The sequence below is a fragment of the Streptomyces sp. 891-h genome (genome assembly GCF_022760275.1).
In the GTDB taxonomy this organism is placed as follows: Bacteria; Actinomycetota; Actinomycetes; order Streptomycetales; family Streptomycetaceae; genus Streptomyces; species Streptomyces spirodelae.
The window spans coordinates 5,815,758-5,831,952 of sequence record NZ_CP050693.1 but is presented as its reverse complement, the minus strand read 5'-3'; the positions used below and the strand labels follow the sequence as shown (position 1 = coordinate 5,831,952).

At 74.0% G+C, this 16,195-nt stretch carries 12 protein-coding genes; all 12 read right to left on the bottom strand.

The window, feature by feature from the left end; all coding sequences use genetic code 11:
- The 12 genes from HC362_RS25555 to HC362_RS25500 all read right to left on the bottom strand — a co-directional run bounded on the left by HC362_RS25555 (nt 1) and on the right by HC362_RS25500 (nt 15,899).
- The gene (locus HC362_RS25555; protein WP_243086494.1) at nt 1-372 is read right to left on the bottom strand and encodes a DUF4260 family protein; all 372 of its coding nucleotides are present in this window, start codon (nt 370-372) and stop codon (nt 1-3) included.
- Nucleotides 369-1,472: an alpha/beta hydrolase gene (locus HC362_RS25550; RefSeq protein ID WP_243086493.1), complete on the bottom strand. Its 1,104-nt coding sequence runs from the start codon at nt 1,470-1,472 to the stop codon at nt 369-371. Before HC362_RS25550 ends, HC362_RS25555 begins: the two co-directional genes overlap by 4 nt.
- Nucleotides 1,469-2,815, bottom strand: coding sequence for an FAD-dependent monooxygenase (locus HC362_RS25545; RefSeq protein ID WP_243086492.1), 1,347 nt, complete (start codon nt 2,813-2,815; stop codon nt 1,469-1,471). Before HC362_RS25545 ends, HC362_RS25550 begins: the two co-directional genes overlap by 4 nt.
- Complete coding sequence (locus HC362_RS25540; RefSeq protein WP_243086491.1) at nt 2,805-3,677, bottom strand: 4'-phosphopantetheinyl transferase superfamily protein; 873 nt, start codon at nt 3,675-3,677, stop codon at nt 2,805-2,807. Before HC362_RS25540 ends, HC362_RS25545 begins: the two co-directional genes overlap by 11 nt.
- Nucleotides 3,678-3,791: 114 nt before the next feature.
- Complete coding sequence (locus HC362_RS25535; RefSeq protein ID WP_243086490.1) at nt 3,792-4,019, bottom strand: phosphopantetheine-binding protein; 228 nt, start codon at nt 4,017-4,019, stop codon at nt 3,792-3,794.
- Between the two features lie 4 nt (nt 4,020-4,023).
- Complete coding sequence (locus HC362_RS25530; protein WP_243086489.1) at nt 4,024-6,000, bottom strand: HAD-IIIC family phosphatase; 1,977 nt, start codon at nt 5,998-6,000, stop codon at nt 4,024-4,026.
- Nucleotides 5,993-7,081, bottom strand: a complete 1,089-nt coding sequence (locus HC362_RS25525) for a 3-oxoacyl-ACP synthase III family protein (protein ID WP_243086488.1) — start codon at nt 7,079-7,081, stop codon at nt 5,993-5,995. Before HC362_RS25525 ends, HC362_RS25530 begins: the two co-directional genes overlap by 8 nt.
- Nucleotides 7,081-10,083 carry a type I polyketide synthase gene (locus HC362_RS25520; protein ID WP_243086487.1) on the bottom strand — a complete coding sequence of 1,001 codons (3,003 nt, stop codon included), beginning with the start codon at nt 10,081-10,083 and terminating at the stop codon, nt 7,081-7,083. Before HC362_RS25520 ends, HC362_RS25525 begins: the two co-directional genes overlap by 1 nt.
- A gap of 2 nt (nt 10,084-10,085) precedes the next feature.
- Nucleotides 10,086-10,424, bottom strand: coding sequence for an acyl carrier protein (locus tag HC362_RS25515; RefSeq protein ID WP_243086486.1), 339 nt, complete (start codon nt 10,422-10,424; stop codon nt 10,086-10,088).
- Nucleotides 10,425-10,459: 35 nt separating this feature from the next.
- Nucleotides 10,460-12,334, bottom strand: a complete 1,875-nt coding sequence (locus HC362_RS25510; protein WP_243086485.1) for an acyl-CoA dehydrogenase family protein — start codon at nt 12,332-12,334, stop codon at nt 10,460-10,462.
- Nucleotides 12,328-14,103 (bottom strand): acyl-CoA dehydrogenase, encoded by a 1,776-nt coding sequence (locus HC362_RS25505; RefSeq protein WP_243086484.1) that lies wholly within the window; start codon nt 14,101-14,103, stop codon nt 12,328-12,330. The genes HC362_RS25510 and HC362_RS25505 overlap by 7 nt, the downstream gene beginning before the upstream one ends.
- Nucleotides 14,100-15,899, bottom strand: a complete 1,800-nt coding sequence (locus tag HC362_RS25500) for a fatty acyl-AMP ligase (protein WP_243086483.1) — start codon at nt 15,897-15,899, stop codon at nt 14,100-14,102. The genes HC362_RS25505 and HC362_RS25500 overlap by 4 nt, the downstream gene beginning before the upstream one ends.
- Nucleotides 15,900-16,195 lie beyond the last annotated feature (296 nt).

The following is a 16,195-nucleotide window of genomic DNA, read 5'->3' as shown; positions in this document are numbered from 1 at the left end:
CTACACGCGGGAGCCGTCCGGGGCGCGGGGGCCGTAGCCGCAGGCGCGGTCGGTGGCGATGTGGGCCAGCCAGCCGCAGGCGGCCACATGGAGGTTGCGGCTGCCCAGCAGGCGGGCCGCGCCGAAGAGGGCGAGGGGGACGCCGGGCGAGTGGAGGACGTTGTAGGGGCGGACCGCGTAAGCGGGGAGCGGGTCGAAGGCGGAGGGCGCCGCTGCGATCCCGTACAGCAGGGCGACGTCGGGCAGCACGGCGCAGGTCCACAGCACGCGGCTGCGGGGCCCGCCCAGTCGGGCGCCCGCGCAGAGTGCCACCGCGCCCACGGTGCCGCTGCAGACCCGGCCCCAGGGGCTGCGCCAGCTCCAGCCGGTCATGTCCGCACCCTCCCCGGGCGGGTCCGGAGCGCTCCGGCGACAGCGCACAGGGCGGCGCGGCGCACCGGGTGGACTCCCAGGTCGCGCAGGGCCGAGCCGAGCAGCAGGGGGCGGACGCGGGCCAGCTGTGCGGGGGCGCCGTGCTCGTCGTCCACGACGAGGAACCGCCGCCGCGCTGCCGGGTCCGCGGCCAGCGCCGCCGCGTCGCTGAGCGGCACGATGTCGTCCCGCAGCGCGGCGACGTAGGTGACCGGCAGGTCCCTCAGCCGGGCCAGTTCGTCGGCCGTCAGCGCCCACTCCCCCAGTTCGGCCGAGGCGCGGCCGGTGAGCCGCCTCAGCGTGTGCGCCGTGGTCGTGGGGAGCCGGGTGTGCCAGTCGTGGTCGAGGAAGAAGTGCCGTACGGGAGCGCCCACCGTGGAGACGCCCACCAGTCGGCGGTCCTCCAGCGCGGCCCGCAGCGCGAGGTGGCCGCCGAAGCTGAGGGCGACGGCGTGGGTGCGGCGGACGTCGGCGCGGTTCGCGAGGCTGTCGAGGAGGGCGCTGATCATTGCGGGTGCCGCGGTGTCGTACGGCAGCGTGTTCTCGCCCACGCCGGGCAGTTCGGTGACCGCGAGGGCTGTACCCAGCGCGGCGGCGCGGGCCAGCAGCGGGGCCCACTGCTCCTTGACGGAGACGATGCCGCCGCACACCAGGATCAGCGGGCGGGGCGCCTGCCGGGACAGACCGGCCGTCCACACCGCGAACCTGCCGCCGCCCGAGGGGGCTTCGACCTCCAGGCGGCCGATGCCGGGCCAGGAGGCGCGCCAGCGGTCGAAGGAGCGGACGCACAGCCGTTGGGCGCGCTCGCGCGCCGGTCCGTCCACGGAGGGGAAGCGGGCCAGCGCATAGTGACGGGCCGCGTCGAGGTGGCGGCCGCGCGCCGCGAGGGCGTCTCCCGCGCGGTTCCAGACGGCGGGCCAGGAGTCGGCGTCGTCGCCGTGGGCGGTGCGGATATGGGAGAGGACGGCGCGGCAGCGGGCGGCCGGGATGCCCTGCGCGCGGGCGTGCAGCGGCGCCAGCGCGCGGAGTTCGGCCAGCGGCGGTGCTTCGATGACGCTCATACGGGCGTCACCTCCTGTGCGCGTGCCGCCTGTCTCAGCGGGGTGTGGCCCGGGAAGTAGGCGGGGGCCAGCACCCGCCTGCGCAGCGCCGGGCTGGCGTCGAGGGCGCGGTAGACGGTACGGCGCAGCGCGGTGGCCGCGGGCGCGGTCAGCGTGAACATCCGCTCCTGCCGCAGCTGGAGCGCGCGCGAGCGGCGTACGTGGGGCTCCCGGCGCCGCTGGAAGAGCTGCAGGGCCGCCAGGAGGGCGCGGCTGTGTGCCCGCCGGTCGCGGCCCAGCGCCTCGGCGACCAGCGGGGCCAACTCCACCGCGTCGGCCAGTGCGTGGTTGACGCCTTGGCCGAGGACGGGCGAGAGGGTGTGCGCGGCGTCGCCGATCAGGACGACTCCGGGTGCCGACCAGCGCGGTACCTCGGCGGTGAAGATGTCCAGCAGTGCCGTGTCCGACCAGCTGTGCAGGCTCGCGCGGGCGGCGGCCCCCGCCTGCGGGGCCAGCCGGTCGAGGCGGGCGTGCAGTCCGCCGAGGCCGCCGGAGCGCAGCGTCCGCAGCCCGCCCTTGGGGATGTTGAGGCCCACCCGGAGCGTGCCGTCCGTGCTGGGCAGGAAGAGGCCGTGGCTGTCCCCCGCGATCCGCACCCGGTAGGCGCGCCGGTCCCAGTCCGCAGGGAAGGGCAGCTTCAGCCACACCACGTCGCGCTCCAGCGGTGTGTGGCGTGCGTGTTCGGCCAATCCGCTCAGTCGGCGTACGGCGCTGTGGCGGCCGTCGGCGCCCACGGTCAGCGCCGCCGTCACCCGTACCGGGCCTGTCGGGGTGTTCGCCCGTACGCCGGTCACCGCGGGGCCGTCCACCAGTAGTCCGGTCACGGTGGCGGGCTCCAGTACGGTGCAGCCGCCCGGCTGCCTGCCGGTCTGTTCGGCGAGCGCCGCCAGCAGGGTGCGCTGTGCCAGCTCGACCGGGTGCCGGTAGCGGTAGGGGAAGTCGGCGAACCGCACGTCGAGCACCCGGTGTCCCGCGTCCTCGATCTCCAGCCGGTCCACCCGGTGTGCCGCCTGCCGTACCCGTTCCCCGACGCCGAGCAGATCCAGCAGCCGTACGCCGTCCGGGGAGACGGACTCGCCCCGGAAGGCCGGGCCCGCACCGCGCGCCGGGTCGCGCTTCTCCAGCAGGACGACGTCGCAGCCCAGCCGCGTCAGCGCCAGCGCGAGGGCCCGGCCGCCGGGTCCGCCGCCGGCCACGCACACGTCCGCGCTCAGCGCGCTCGCCTCCTCGCGCGGCGCTCTCGCTTCCGCGTGCGCTCCCGCTTCCGCACTCGGCACTTCCTCGCCGCGCCTCTCATTCCGCACGGTCTCCCGCCTCCCCCGTCTCCTCCACCAGTGCGGCGATCAGCCCCGCGTCCAGCATGGTGGCCGCCGCCGTGTCGTCCGTATCGCCGAAGCCCGCGTCGAAGAGGGCGACGCTGACGGTGTAGGCCCGGTCCACCAGGCAGGTGTGGAACGCCCATTCGGCGCCGGTGCCGGGCGCCCCGTCGGGCCGCAGCACCTGCACATTGCGGTCCTGCGGGCTGAAGCCGAACTCGGTGAAGCGGAACCGCATGCCCTGCCCGATGGCCTTGCTGTACGCCTCCTTCAGCGTCCACAGCCGCACCAGTGCCGCGTTCCGCCGGTCCTCGGCGATCTGCGCGAGGGTGCGGCGCTCGTAGGGCGTACAGACCTGGTTCTCGGTGCCCAGCCCCAGCATGGGACGGTCCTTGGCCTCCGCGTCGACGCCGATCCAGCCGCGCCGGGTGAGGCCGACGAGCAGCAGGTTCTCGGTGTGGCTGAGGCTGATGTCGATCTGGTCGAGGCCGCGCAGATAGGGCCGACCGCCGGGCTTGTAGGCCAACTCGACGCTCTCGGGCGACGCCTCGATCACGGCGCAGGCCACATGTTTGAGCAGCAGCCGGGAGGCGACGAAGCGGGACCTGACCTGGGGGTGGGTCATCGCCTGGAAACGGGCGTGGTCCCGGCCCAGCAGCGGGCGCAGCCGTGGGTCGTCCAGGTCAGCCGGCAGCCACTCCTCCAGCCGCCCGTGCACGACGACGCTGCCGTGGCGCTCCACCGCCGCACGGACCCGCTCCCAGGGTCCCTCCGGTCCGCTCATCCGCACCGGGTGGGCGAACGCCTCCGCCGTCCGGCCGTCCGTCGCGGGGCCCAAGGTGATCGCCATGCCAGCCCTCCAGGCGTGTGACCACGCCGTCGAGTACGTACGCGCGGCGGCGGCCCGGCGAGCCCACCGCGAGCGTGCCCGGCAGCGCCTGCCGGACGGTCGGGGCGCGGGCGGTCATGCGCCCACCGCCACGGCCCAGATGTCGCGCAGGCTGCGGGCCTGGAGCACGGCGTCCACCGGCACCGGGCGGCCCAACTCGTGCTCCAGCAGCGCGACCAGCCGCAGCAGGTGTACGGAGTCCCACTCGGCCAGCTCGGTCAGCTCCGCTGCCGCGTCGGCGGGCGCGAGCGCCGTTCCGAGATGGATGTTGGCCAGTTCGATCAGTTCTTCGACGGTGCGCATACCCTCACCTCCCTCCCCGCGGGACCGCCGGCTGCCGCTCGTCGGGCAGCCGCAGTCGCAGCCTGATGTGACCGGGCACCGGGGTGAGCCGCCGGAGCGAGTGCCGGAAATGGATCTCGGTGGCCGTCCCTGGGCCGTCGACGGTGGTGAAGCCGTGCCGGGTCCACAGCGTCCGCAGCGCACCGTTGGCACGGGTGGCACTCCAGCGCGCGTGCACGGCGGTGAACCCTGCCTCCCCTGCGGCCCGCAGCAGCCCGCTCACCGTGGCCTCCTCGATGCCCCGGCCCAGCACCCGGCAGCTGAGCACCAGGTTGTCCACCGACAGCCGGCCGGCTCTCGCGCGGGCGAAGACGGCACCGACCACCCCGTCGTCACCGAACCTGTCGGCCGCACGGACGGCCAGCACCACGGCGCCGGGCTCGGCGGCGCGCTGCCGCACCTGCTCGATGCTCAGCCGCTCGCCGGTCAGGTTGAACCTGTTGGTGCGCAGGCTGAGCTGCGCCAGCCTGGCCAGTTCGTGCTCGTACGGTGGAGAGATCTCCACCCGCAGGTCCAGGCTGTCGAGGAACGCGCGGTAGTCGGCGGAGCCGGCCTCGAAGCGCTCGCGGGCCGCCCGCTGGGCGTAGCGCACCGGCCGCAGCCGGTCCTCTTCGGTGAGCGCCGGGGTGTCGAACCAGCCGTCCGCGAGCAGGCGTTCGGCGTGCAGCGCGGGCTCGCCGTCCAGCGGGACCACGGCGGCACCGGGCACGCCGACCCGGACGGTCTCCCGCTCGACGGGCATGTCGTCGGCGAAGACCACCGCCTCCGGTGCGATGCCCAGCCGTTCGGCGATGGTGTGCACGCCCTCGGCCTTGGAGCCCCAGTCGGCCACGACGGTCACGAAGTCGTCGGCGCCCAGGGGGAACTCCGGGTGCTCCGCCAGGGCGCGGGCCACGTCCTGCGGGTCGTTCTTGGTGCAGACGGCGAGCAGCACGCCCTGTGAGGCGAGCTGTTTGACGGTGCGCTGGAAGGCGCCGAAGGCGGCACCGCGCAGGGAGCCGGCCGCGGTGACGCCCTCGGGCCCGTCCTCGGCCAGCACGCCGTCCCACAGGGTGCCGTCCAGATCGAGCACCAGGCACTTCTTCGCCTGGCCGCGCAGTCCGCGGATCAGGTGGGCGGCCTCGCGGGCGTAGCCGGCCAGCAGCTGCGCTGTGCAGTGTGCGTCGGCGTAGGTGCCGAGCCTCGGCTCGTCGGCGCGGACCCCGGCGCTGGTGACCGGCTCCAGATCGAGGACGGCCAACCCGTCGGAGGGGTGTGCCATGTAGAGCAGGTCGGCGTTGAACTGCCGCCACAGTCCGCCCAGTTCCGCCCGCTGCGCCAGAGAGGTGAGCTGGTGGGTGAAGCGGTGCAGCAGGGGCACGGTGTTCAGCACGAGAGTGGCGCCGGGCGGTGCGCAGGCGGCGTGCGCGGCGGCCAGTTCGCCGAGTGCCTTGCGCTGTCTCTCGGCCGCGACGCTCACGTCGATCGGCTGCCAGGGCGCCGCCACCTTGTCCCATACGGTGAGCGGGTCCAGGACGCACAGGGTGACGTCCGGCGCGTGTGCGTAGAGCGGGGAGCCCGGGTCGGCCAGGTCGCCCAGATAGCCGCCTGCCCCGCACACCCGGATACGGGCCAGGATGCCGTGCCGGGCCAGCTGGCCGGTGAGTGCGGGCACCACGTCGCCCACGGTGCCGCGTCCCGTGACGGCGATCCGGACGGTGGGCGTCTCCGGGTGGTGCGCGAGCACCTCGTCCGGGTCGAGCGGGGCGAGCACCCGGCCGGCGAAGTCGAGCTCCTCGGGGGACGCGTCGGCGAGCAGCTCCCGCAGGTCCGGGTAGCCCGTGGCGAGCCGGCCCTGGGCGTGCAGGGTACGCAGCCGGGCTCCCGGCGAGGAGCGCCGGGTTTCCGGCGAGGAGCGCCCAGCTTCCGGCGAGGAGCGCCGCACAAGGTGTCGGTCACGCATCGGGGGCCTCCTGGGGTGCCTCCACGGTGAAGCCGGCCCGGATCCACTTGCTGGACTCGACGGCGAGGGCCAGGGCTCGCTGGGTGGGGGTGAGGCGGGGTAGCAGGCGGTCGAGCTGGAGGAAGACCAGCGCGTTGCCGTTGTTGCCGGTCTCCGCGACACAGGAAACCGGCTCCCACTCGAATCCGTGACCCAGCTCGCTCGTGATCCGCTCGGTCATCCGGCCGCTGAGCTGCGGCGGCAGGAGGTAGTCGACGGTCTCGGGCCGCCAGCCCGAGGCGGTCAGCAGGGTGTCGCGCAGTTCGCGGGCCAGTACGGGCACCCGGTGCTCGACGGCCTTGTAGTCCTCGGTCACCGCAGGAGGCACGGCATCCGGCGAGCGCAGGTCGGCGGCGCCGAACCATTCGACGCGCTGGCCCGGCGGCAGCCCGAGCCCCGCCAGCCGGTGTTCGAGATGGCTGAGAACCGCCTGGGTGCCGGGGCGTCGCGTGCCGCTGACCACCGCGGCTCCCGCGCCGTCACCGAAGAGCACGTAGTTGACGAGCGCGCCGGGCGGCAGCTCGCGGAAGTCCTGGGCCAGGTCGAGGTGTTTGCTGCACACGTCGCCGCCGACCACCAGTCCAAGACCGGACGGGGCGACGGACAGCAGGGCGCGCGCCACGGCGAACGCCTGCACGGCGCCGCCGCAGCCGGACTGCAGCTGGTAGGCGGCGGCGCCCTCGATGCCGAGCCGGTCGGCGAGCAGCGCGGCGGTGGTCGGCATCAGCGCGTCCGGGGTGGCGGTCGCCAGCACGATGAAACCGACCTCGGATGGCTCGGCCCCGGCGTCGGCCAGTGCCCGGTCCGCGGCGTCGGTGCACAGGTCCTCCAGCGTCCAGCGCACCCGGCCGCTGTCCAGGTCGACGGCGAAGTGCCGGGTCCTGGTGCCGATGAACGTCTCGACCCACGCCGAGGGGATGCCCAGGCGCTGGGAGAGCCGGTCGTTGCCGACCGGCTCTCCAGGCAGTGCGGTGCCTGTGCCCAGCAGATGGACGGCTGCGGCTCCCGCCGTGGTGCCTGCCTCGGCGCCGGCGCGGGGCATCAGACGGCCGCCGGTGTCGTCAGCAGGCCGCGCAGATAGGTGGCGAGGGTGCCGATGCTCACCAGGCTGGCGAGCATCTCGGGCAGTGACAGCTCGCCCAGGTCGGGAAAGCGCACTTCCAGCCGGTGCTTGAGTTCCATGAGCATCACGGAGTCGAAGCCGAGGTCGTCGTAAAAGCGCAACTCTTCATTCAGATCGCTGGGGGCCCCACCGACGATTTCGGCGACGACGGTGCGGATGCCGGTGAGGGGCTGCCCCTGCCCGTTGGTTGCGGACTGCGGGTTGGCTGTGGCCGGTCGCGCAGTTCCCCGCGCCCCTGAATGGCTGCCCCGCGAAGCTTGGGCAGGCTGCGCCAGGGGCGCGGGGTGGGCAAGCGCAGCCCCCGTTGCGGGGGACGCAGGCTGCCAGGAGCGCCATTGGGTGGCGAAGACATGGGAGGGCATCCGAACGGTGCGGCGGTCGGCCTCCGCGTAGAGGGGCTCCCACTGCGGGTCGAGCCCGTCCTCGTACAGCCGGGCCACCACTTCGGCAAGCTGCTCGAATCCGGAGGAGACATCGCGGCAAGGCGCCAGCGCAGCTACCCCGCGTGCGGCGGTGATCCTGCGCAGCAGCCCGCACAGCACCGGCTTGGGGCCGATCTCCACGATGTGCGTGGGAGGTTCGGCGCACAGCGAGCCGACGGCCTCCTCGAAGCGCACGGTCGCCGGTATCTGCGCCGTCCAGTAGGCGGCGTCCAGCGCGGTGCCCTCCGGTAGCGGACCGCCGTGCACCGTGGAGTGGAACGGAATCCTCGGCGGCGCGGCACGCACTCCGTCGGCGGTCTCGGCGAATGCCGCGAGCACCGGCTCCATCAGCGGGGAGTGGAAGGCGTGCGAGACGGTCAGCTCGGTGCAGCCGAAGCCGCTCCGCTCCAGCTGTTCCCGGATGCGGGCAAGTCCAGCCCGGTCGCCGGAGAGCACAGTGGCGCCGGGCGCGTTGACGGCGGCGACCGCGCACAGCGGCTCCGCCTCGGCCAGCGCACGCGCCTCCCGCTCGCGGGCCCGGGTGGCGAGCATGCCGCCGCCCTCGGGCAGCGCCTCCATCAGCGCGCCGCGCCGTGCCACCAGCCGGGCGGCGTCGGACAGGTCCAGCCCACCGGCGATGACCGCGGCGGCGAACTCGCCGACGCTGTGCCCGATCACCGCTCCGGGCCGCAGCCCCAGTTCCGTCAGGGTCCTGGCCAGGGCGTACTCGACGGCGAAGAGCGCGGGCTGGGTGAGGCCCGTACGGTGCACCCGTTCGCTGCCGTCCAGGAGCAGCTCGTGCACCGGTGCGCCTGTCCACTCCAGCAGCGCGGCCGACGCGTCCTGGAGGAAACCGCGGTAGAGCGGCGAGCTCTCGTACAGCGCGGCCGTCATCCCCGGGTACTGGGCGCCCTGTCCGGTGAACGCGAAGGCCACGGTGGGCTCCTCGGCCGCCGCGACCGGTTCCGGCATCGTCTCGGCCGCCGTCGCCAGCGCTTGGGCCAGCTCCCCGGGCGTACCGGCGACGGCGGCGAAGTGGCACGGCTGCGCCGCCCGCACCCGGTTGCTCGTGCGGCACAGGGCCGCCAGGTCCCGTTCCCCGGTACGCGCGGCGGCGGCTGCCTGGACGCGGAGGTTGGCGCGCAGCGCTTCGGGCGTGTCGGCCGAGAGGGTGAACACCCCGGGCGCACCCGCGGATTCGGCCGCGGGGAGCGGGGGCGGCGGGCCCAGGACGAGGTGCGCGTTGGTGCCACCCATGCCGAAGCTGGAGACTCCCACCCGGCAGCCGGGTCCCTGCTCCGCCAGCTCCAGCGGCTCCGCGACCAGCTGCATCCGCCGCCTGTGCAGGCCGAGTTGGCTGTTCTCGGTGCCCGCGGGCGGCCCCGGCGGCACGGTGCCGTTGTGCACCGCCAGTACCGCCTTGACCAGCCCCGCCATGCCCGAGGCGCCCTCCGTGTGCCCGATGGCGGCCTTGACCGAACCCAGCGCGAGCGGCACCGCGCGCTGGCCCTGCCGGGCGCCCAGCGCGTCGTCGAGGGCGAGGACCTCGATCAGGTCGCCGAGCGCGGTGCCGGTGCCGTGTGCCTCCACATAGCGGATCTGGCCGGGCTCGGCGCCCGCGCGTACGCGCGCGGCGGTGACGACCTCCCGCTGCGCCGCGCGGTGCGGCGCCATGATGCCGTTGCTGCGCCCGTCCTGGTTGACGGCGCTGCCGTGGATGACGGCGTAGACCGGATCGCCGTGCCGCACCGCCTCGTCCAGTCTGCGCAGCGCCACCACGCCCACGCCCTCGCCTCGTCCGATGCCGTCGGCCTCCGCGGCGAACGGCTTGCACCTCCCGTCGGCTGCGGCCAGCCCGGCCTGCTGGTAGATCTGGTCCAGCGCGGTGCCGATGACCACGTTGACGCCGCAGGCCAGCGCCAGGTCGCACTCGTCGGTCAGCAGCGCGTTGCAGGCCAGGTGCACGGCCACCAGCGACGAGGAGCAGGCGGTGTCCACGGTGAGGCTCGGGCCGCGCAGGTCGAACTGGTAGGCGAGCCGGTTGGCGAGCATGGAGCGCCCGCTGCCGGTGCCGGTACGCGGGGTGATGGCGGCCGGGTCCGCCAGCGCCAGCCGCGCCCAGTCGTCCGCCATGGCGCCGACGTACGTCCCGGTGCGGCTGCCCGCCAGCTCGGGCGGCGGCACCCCGCAGTCCTCAACGGCCCGCCAGGCGCACTGCAGCAGCAGCCGCTGCTGCGGGTCCATGGCGCTCGCCTCGGCGGTGGAGATGCCCAGGAAGCCGGGGTCGAAGGCGTCGGCGTCGGCGAGGAAGGCGCCCTTGGCCCCGCCGCGGAAGCGGGACGGCGGCGGGGCGCCGACCGCGTGCTCGGTGCCGTTCAGCAGCCGCCAGAACGCGGCCGGGTCGGGCGCCCCGGGAAAGGCGCAGTCCAGGCCGACGACGGCGACGGCACGCGGACTCGCCTGCGGCGTCGAAGTGTCGGCGGCATCGGCGCTCGGCATCGTCACACCTCCGCCGGTGCGTCCGGGTCGGGCCGGCCGCCGCGGCTCGCGTACTCCTCGGCCAGGCAGCGGGCCAGCGCCTCGACGGTGGGGTGGTCCCAGGCGACGGTGGGCTCGAGGAAGAGCGCGAACTCGTCCTCGATGTCCCCGTAGAGGCTCAGCGCGGCCACGGAGTCCAGTCCGTACTCGGCGAACGGCGTGCGCGGGTCGATGTCCTCGGCCGGGCGGCCCAGGAACTCCGCCAACCGTGCTGTCAGCCACCGGGTGAACTCGCGCTCCCCCATCGGCGCGTGCGTCCCCGGCGGATCGGGGACGTGGGCTCCGGTCGGTTGCGGCACCATGGCATGCTCCTCGTCCTGCTGCTCGTCGTGGCTTCTCAGCCGGCGAGCGGGGTGTCGTAGAGGTCGTAGCTGCGGGCCTCGTGGTAGCGCGACAGCACCTCGTCCAGCAGGTGTTCCTCCCAGCCTGCGGGCAGCTTGGGCAGCGGGCGGCCGAGCCGCTTGGCGAGCCGGGTGAGGGCGACGGCCGGCCACACCGGGGAGGCGAGGAAGCCGGTCGAGGCGGCGTGCGGGTCCGCGGCACGGTCCGCGCCCTGTCCCGGGCCCGTTCCGGCGCCCTGCCCGGCGCCCTGCCCGGCGCCCTGCCCGGCGCCCTGGTTGCGCCATACGCCCAGGCAGGCGGCGGCGGCCAGCAGCAGTGCGTAGCGGTCGGCCGCCGCGTAGGAGCGCGGGCTGGCCAGTACCGTGCGGTCCTTGGCGGGCATGGCGGCGCACTCCTCCTGGAGGCCGCGCAGTTCCGCCTCCAGCTCGCCGGCCAGCGCCACCAGCGCCTCCCCGTACTCGCCGGTGCGGGCGGCAAGGCCGCTGCCGCCGTCTCCGGCCAGCTCCTCAGCTGCCCCGGCCAGGGAGCACGCCAGCCCGTCCGTCGTCGCCACCAGCTCCAGCAGCTCCGGGTCCAGCGGCGGCAGGGGGTCGCGGATGCGGAACAGCCCGTCGGGAGCGGGGGGTCCGGTGAACCAGGCCGCGCGGGCGAGCCGGGGCAGCTGCGGGATGATCGTCGCCTGGCAGGCGGCGGTGCCGGCGTGGCCGAGGCTGATCATCGGCAGGTCCCGTACGTGCTTCTGGAACGCGCCGTACTCGCCGCCGCGCACATAGAAGTTGGCGCCCAGCACCACCGAGAGGTCGTAGGTGGTATCCGTCAGCAGCTTGGGCAGCAGGTACTTCACGGCCGCCGCGTACACGCTCGTCTCGGCGGGCAGCAGATGGACGGCGCGGGTGGCCGCCAGCGCCAGGCAGTCGCAGATCAGCAGATCGGTGAAGGCGCCCACCAGGGTGGCACGGGCGTGCGGTATCTCCAGTACCGAGCGGTTGTACAGCTGCCGGTTCAGCGCGAAGCTCACGGCCGTACGAAGCGCCGTGTCGCCCCCGCCCAGGATCATCGACGGTACGACGCTGCGGGTGATCTGGAAGGAGCGCAGCGCCAGTTCCACACCGTCGCCCAGCTCACCGACGAGCGCGTCACCGGCCACCGGACAGTCGGTGAACTCGATGCCCGCGTTCTGGCAGCCGCGTACCCCGACGGTGGCATAGCGCGGCAGATAGCGCAGCCGGCCCTCGGGGAGCCGGTCCTTCTCGACCAGCAGCACCGAGTGACTGCGGCTTCCCGCGGCGTCGTCGGTACGGCTGAAGAGGACGAGCCCCTCTGCGCGTACCACGTTGTTGATGACCTGCTTGACGCCGTCGAGCCGGAAGCCGCCCCCCGGTTCCGGAGTCGCGCGGAACTCGTTGCGTACGAAGTCGTTGCCGTGCGCCAGCTCGTGGTAGGCGATGGCCAGCCTGCCGCCGCCCAGCAGCAGTTCGGCCACCCGCCGCTGCTGCTCCTGTGTCCCGGCCGCCCACACGGCCACCGCGGCGAGGAAGGAGGTGGCGCCGTACCCCAGCCCCAGACTGGCGTCCCGCCGGAAGACGGCACGCAGCACCCGGCCCATGGTGTCGACCCGGTCCAGCCTGCCGCCCAACCGGCGGGGCACGAACTCGGCGTTGAGCTGGAAGTCGGCCAGCACATCCTCTGCCTCGGCGAGCAGTTCGCCGCGCTCGTCGGCGGCCAGCAGCGCGTCGATGCCCAGCGGATTGTCCGGGTCGACCGGGTCGCCGAAACGGCGCTCCAGGTCCGCGATCCGGTACTGGATACGGAGCTCTTCTTCGGCCCCGGTGCCTTCGGTGTGCCCGGGGCCCTCGGTCGGAGTCAGCATGGCGGTCCCTCCGCTATGCGGCACGGGAGCAAGGAGAACAGCTCCCCCGCCGCGTACTGTGCGGCCATCCGTTCCAGCAGCCGCTCGTACAGCGGCTCCCGCGCCTCCTCCTCCACCCCCCAGGGCCGCGGCAGCGGCCCGGTACTGCCTGGTACAGCCTCCTCCAGACCGCTCGAGAGCCGGTCCAGCACCGCATGGAGCCACAGTTGCGGCACCTCGCTGTTGTGCCGCCACAACCCCAGGGCGCAGGCGGCGGCGAAGCAGTTGCTGTAGCCGCGCGCCAGCTCGAAGCTCTCGGCCGGCGCCCCGCCCGGCACCAGCCGCGCTGCCCCCATCCGGGCGTGCAACTCGCCGCAGGCCGCCGTCAGGGTGCGCGCCGACCGCGCCGCTGCCAGCAGCCCGGCGTCCCGCGCCGCTGCCCTCTCGAGCGCCGCCGTGTTCCCAGGCAGCGAGCCCAACAGCGTGCTGCCGTGCAGCGCCAGCAGGCTCAGCCGGTCAGGGCGCAGATCCGGCAGCCCGCGCGCGAGGCAGAAGGTGGCCGTCCGGCTGTCGGGCTGCCCGCCGGGCTCCGGATACGCGCGGGCCAGGGTGCGGAACTGCGCGGTGAGCGCGTAGAGGTTCACCATCGTGTTGCCGTCGAAGATGCCCACGATGCGGTGGTCGCGCTCCAGCTTCTGGAACCGCCCGTGCTCGTGGTAGTCGCTGAGGAACGCGCGCGCCCCCAGCACCCCGCGCAGCCGCAGCAGCACCCGGTCGACCATGGTGGGCACCAGGTACTTGGCGACGGCCGAGGTGACGCTCAGCTCGCCCGGCAGCGTGTGGATGCTGCGCGCCGCGACCGCGCTCAGCGCCTCGCCGGCCAGCAGATCGCCGTAGCACTCGGCCAGCGTCCGCCGCACCTGCGGCAGATCCAGCATCCGCCGCCCGTACAGCTCACGCGCGGCCGCGAAACCGTAGGCGAGCCGCAGCCCGTGGTCGGCCGCGCCGAGCGAGAGCGCGGTGCACAGCGAGCGGGTGATCTGCAGGGCCTTCAGTACGGTTTCGGGGCCCTCGCCCTCCCTGCCGACGAGGCAGTCCCGGCCGACCGGCGCGCCGTCGAAGGCGATACCGCTGATGTCGGCGCCCCGGATGCCCAGGGTGGGCACCTTGGGCAGGGTGCGGTACGTGCCCGGCGGCAGCTCCGCCTTGTCGACCAGCAACAGGCTGAAGCCGCGCGGTCCTCCCTCGGGCGCGGTGCGGGCCAGCAGGCAGACGAGGCGGCCACGGGTGGCGTTGTTGATGAGCCACTTCTCGCCGGTGATGCGGTAGCCCTCCGGCGCCCGTTCGGCGACGACCTCGCCGGCCATCAGATCGCTGCCGTGTGCGCGTTCGGTCAGCCCCAGCGAGACGGGCTCCCCCGCACGCACCAGACCGGCCAGCCGCTCGGCACCCGCGCCCTCCTCGGCGACCCAGATGCACACCGCGCCCAGAAAGGTCTTCCCGTGCCCGACGGCACAGGTCAGATCGCGGCGCGCCAGCGTGCGGACCAGTTCCAGCAACTGCGGCAGCCCGGTGAGCTTCCCGCCGTACTGGGCGGGCACGTAGTAGTGCTGGGCGCCGAGCGCGTCGAGCGCGGCGCAGGCTGCTGCGGGGAACTCCTCGGCCTCGTCCTGCCGTGCCGCTGTGGTGTAGGCGAGCGGGCCGCTGCCGTCCTCGGGGTCACCGAGCCGGGCGTCCAGCCGTTCGGCCAGCGGCCAGCGCGCGGCCCGCGCCCGGCCGGGCACCGTCACCCCCGCTCCCGCGCGCCTTTGCGGCTGCCCTCGCGCGCTCCGGCGCCGGCCTCAACGAGCTTGCGCACCTCCGGCGCGACCACCTCGTGCAGCGGCTGTATCTGGCCCTCCAGGAACATCTGCCGCATGGCGCGCCGCTGCAGCTTGCCGCTGGTGGTCCTGCGCACCGTGCCGGGGCGCACCAGCAGCACGTTCTCTGCGGCGACCTCGAACTCGCGGGCCACGCACTGCTGCACGTCAGCGGCGAGCGACGCCAGTTGGGTGTCGTAGTTTCGGCTGGTGCGCACCTCTTGGACGACGACCACATGGTCGCGGTCCGACTCGACCGAGAACGCCGCGCTGGAGCCGAAGAGCGCACTGACCTGCTGCACGCTGCGCTCGATGTCCTGCGGGTACAGATTGCGGCCCGCGACGATCATGATGTCCTTGAGCCGCCCTGTGACGAACAGCTCTCCGCCCTCCAGCACTCCGAGGTCCCCGGTACGCAGAAATCCGTCGGTGCCGTCGGCCATGGTGGCCTGGAAGGCGTACGCGTTGTCCAGCGGCCGGTTCCAGTAGCCGTGCGCCACGCTGTCCCCGCGCACCCACACCTCGCCGACCCGCCCGTGCGGCAGCTGCGTATGGCTCTCCGGGTCGACGATGCGCACCTCGCAGCCGCGCGGAATGCCCGAGCTGACCAGGGTGCGGCTCGGGCTGCCGGGCCGCGCCTCGGAGACCGTGTGGTGCTCCAGGTCGGCCTTGTCGACGGTGCGCTCCAGCGCGGGTGCTCCGGGCGATCCTCCGGAGACCAGCAAGGTCGCCTCGGCCAGCCCGTAGCAGGGGTAGAACGCCGAGCGGCGGAACCCGGCGGGCGCGAACCGCTCGGCGAAGGCGTCCATCGTCTCCGCGCGCACCGGCTCGGCCCCGTTGACGGCCGTCGTCCAGCCGGAGAGGTCCAGCCCGGCCAGCTGCTCGTCGGTGACGCGGCGCAGACACAGGTCGTAGCCGAGGTTGGGGCCGCCGCCCGTGGTGATGCCGTAGGTGCCGATCATGCGCAGCCAGTTGACCGGGCGTTTGACGAAGCTGATCGGCGGCATCAGTACGCCCCTGCTGCCCAGCCACAGCGGGTGCAGCAGGTGGCCCGCCAGGCCCATGTCGTGGTGGAACGGCAGCCAGCCGCCGACCACCGACTCCTGGGTCGTCCGCATCCCCTGCCGGACGGCCTCCTGGTTGGCGAGCATGTTGCGGTGCGTCACCATGACGCCCTTGGGCTCGCTGACCGACCCGGAGGTGTACTGGAGGTAGGCCACATCGTCCGGGAAGAGCCCCGGCTCGCTCCACTCCGGGGCGCCGCCCGGGCCCGCTCCGCCCGTCATCCGGTCGGTCGCCAGACAGACGACCTCGGGGTGGCCGATGGTGGCGAGCAGTTGGGAGACGGCGGAGGCGTTGGCCGAGTCCGTCATCAGATAGCTGACGGCGGCGTCCTTGATGATGTTCGCGACCCGCTCGACGTTCTGCCGGGCACCGCTGGGAGGCGGTGCGGGGACGGCCACGGCTCCGGCCAGCAGGCAGCCCAGGAAGCTGGTGACGAACTGGGTGCCGTCGGTGTGCAGGATCAGCACCCGCTGTCCGTGGCAGCCGTGCTCCTGCAGCCAGCCGGCCAGGTGCAGGGAGCGCGCGCCCAGCTCGCCGTAGCTGAGGGAATCGGCTTCGAGGCCTTCGCCGGGGCCCGGCCGGACGAACTGGTAGGCGGTCGCCTCGGGCCGCTCGTGGATCCTCCGCAGTGCGAGTTCCGTGAAGTTCCTGGGCACAGCCATCATCGCCCCCATAGCCCCGTTGGCGACCCGCCCGACGGGCGGGCCGTTGCAGACGACCGCGAACGCGTCATCTCTGGCCAGAGCTTGACTCGGCCCTCTCGAGCCCCCCTTTATTCACCGTGGACCCTTGCGGATCGGGGGCCGTCGGCTCCTCCCTCCGCACCTGCACGTGCGGCACCATCCAGAGCATTCCGTACGTGGAGAGGGCCTCCCATATCGCCGCCAGTGCTTTCCGCCACACAGTGCCCTCCGGGGTTCGCCGACTGGGCCCCCAGCGTGAGTGCGCCCACTCGTGG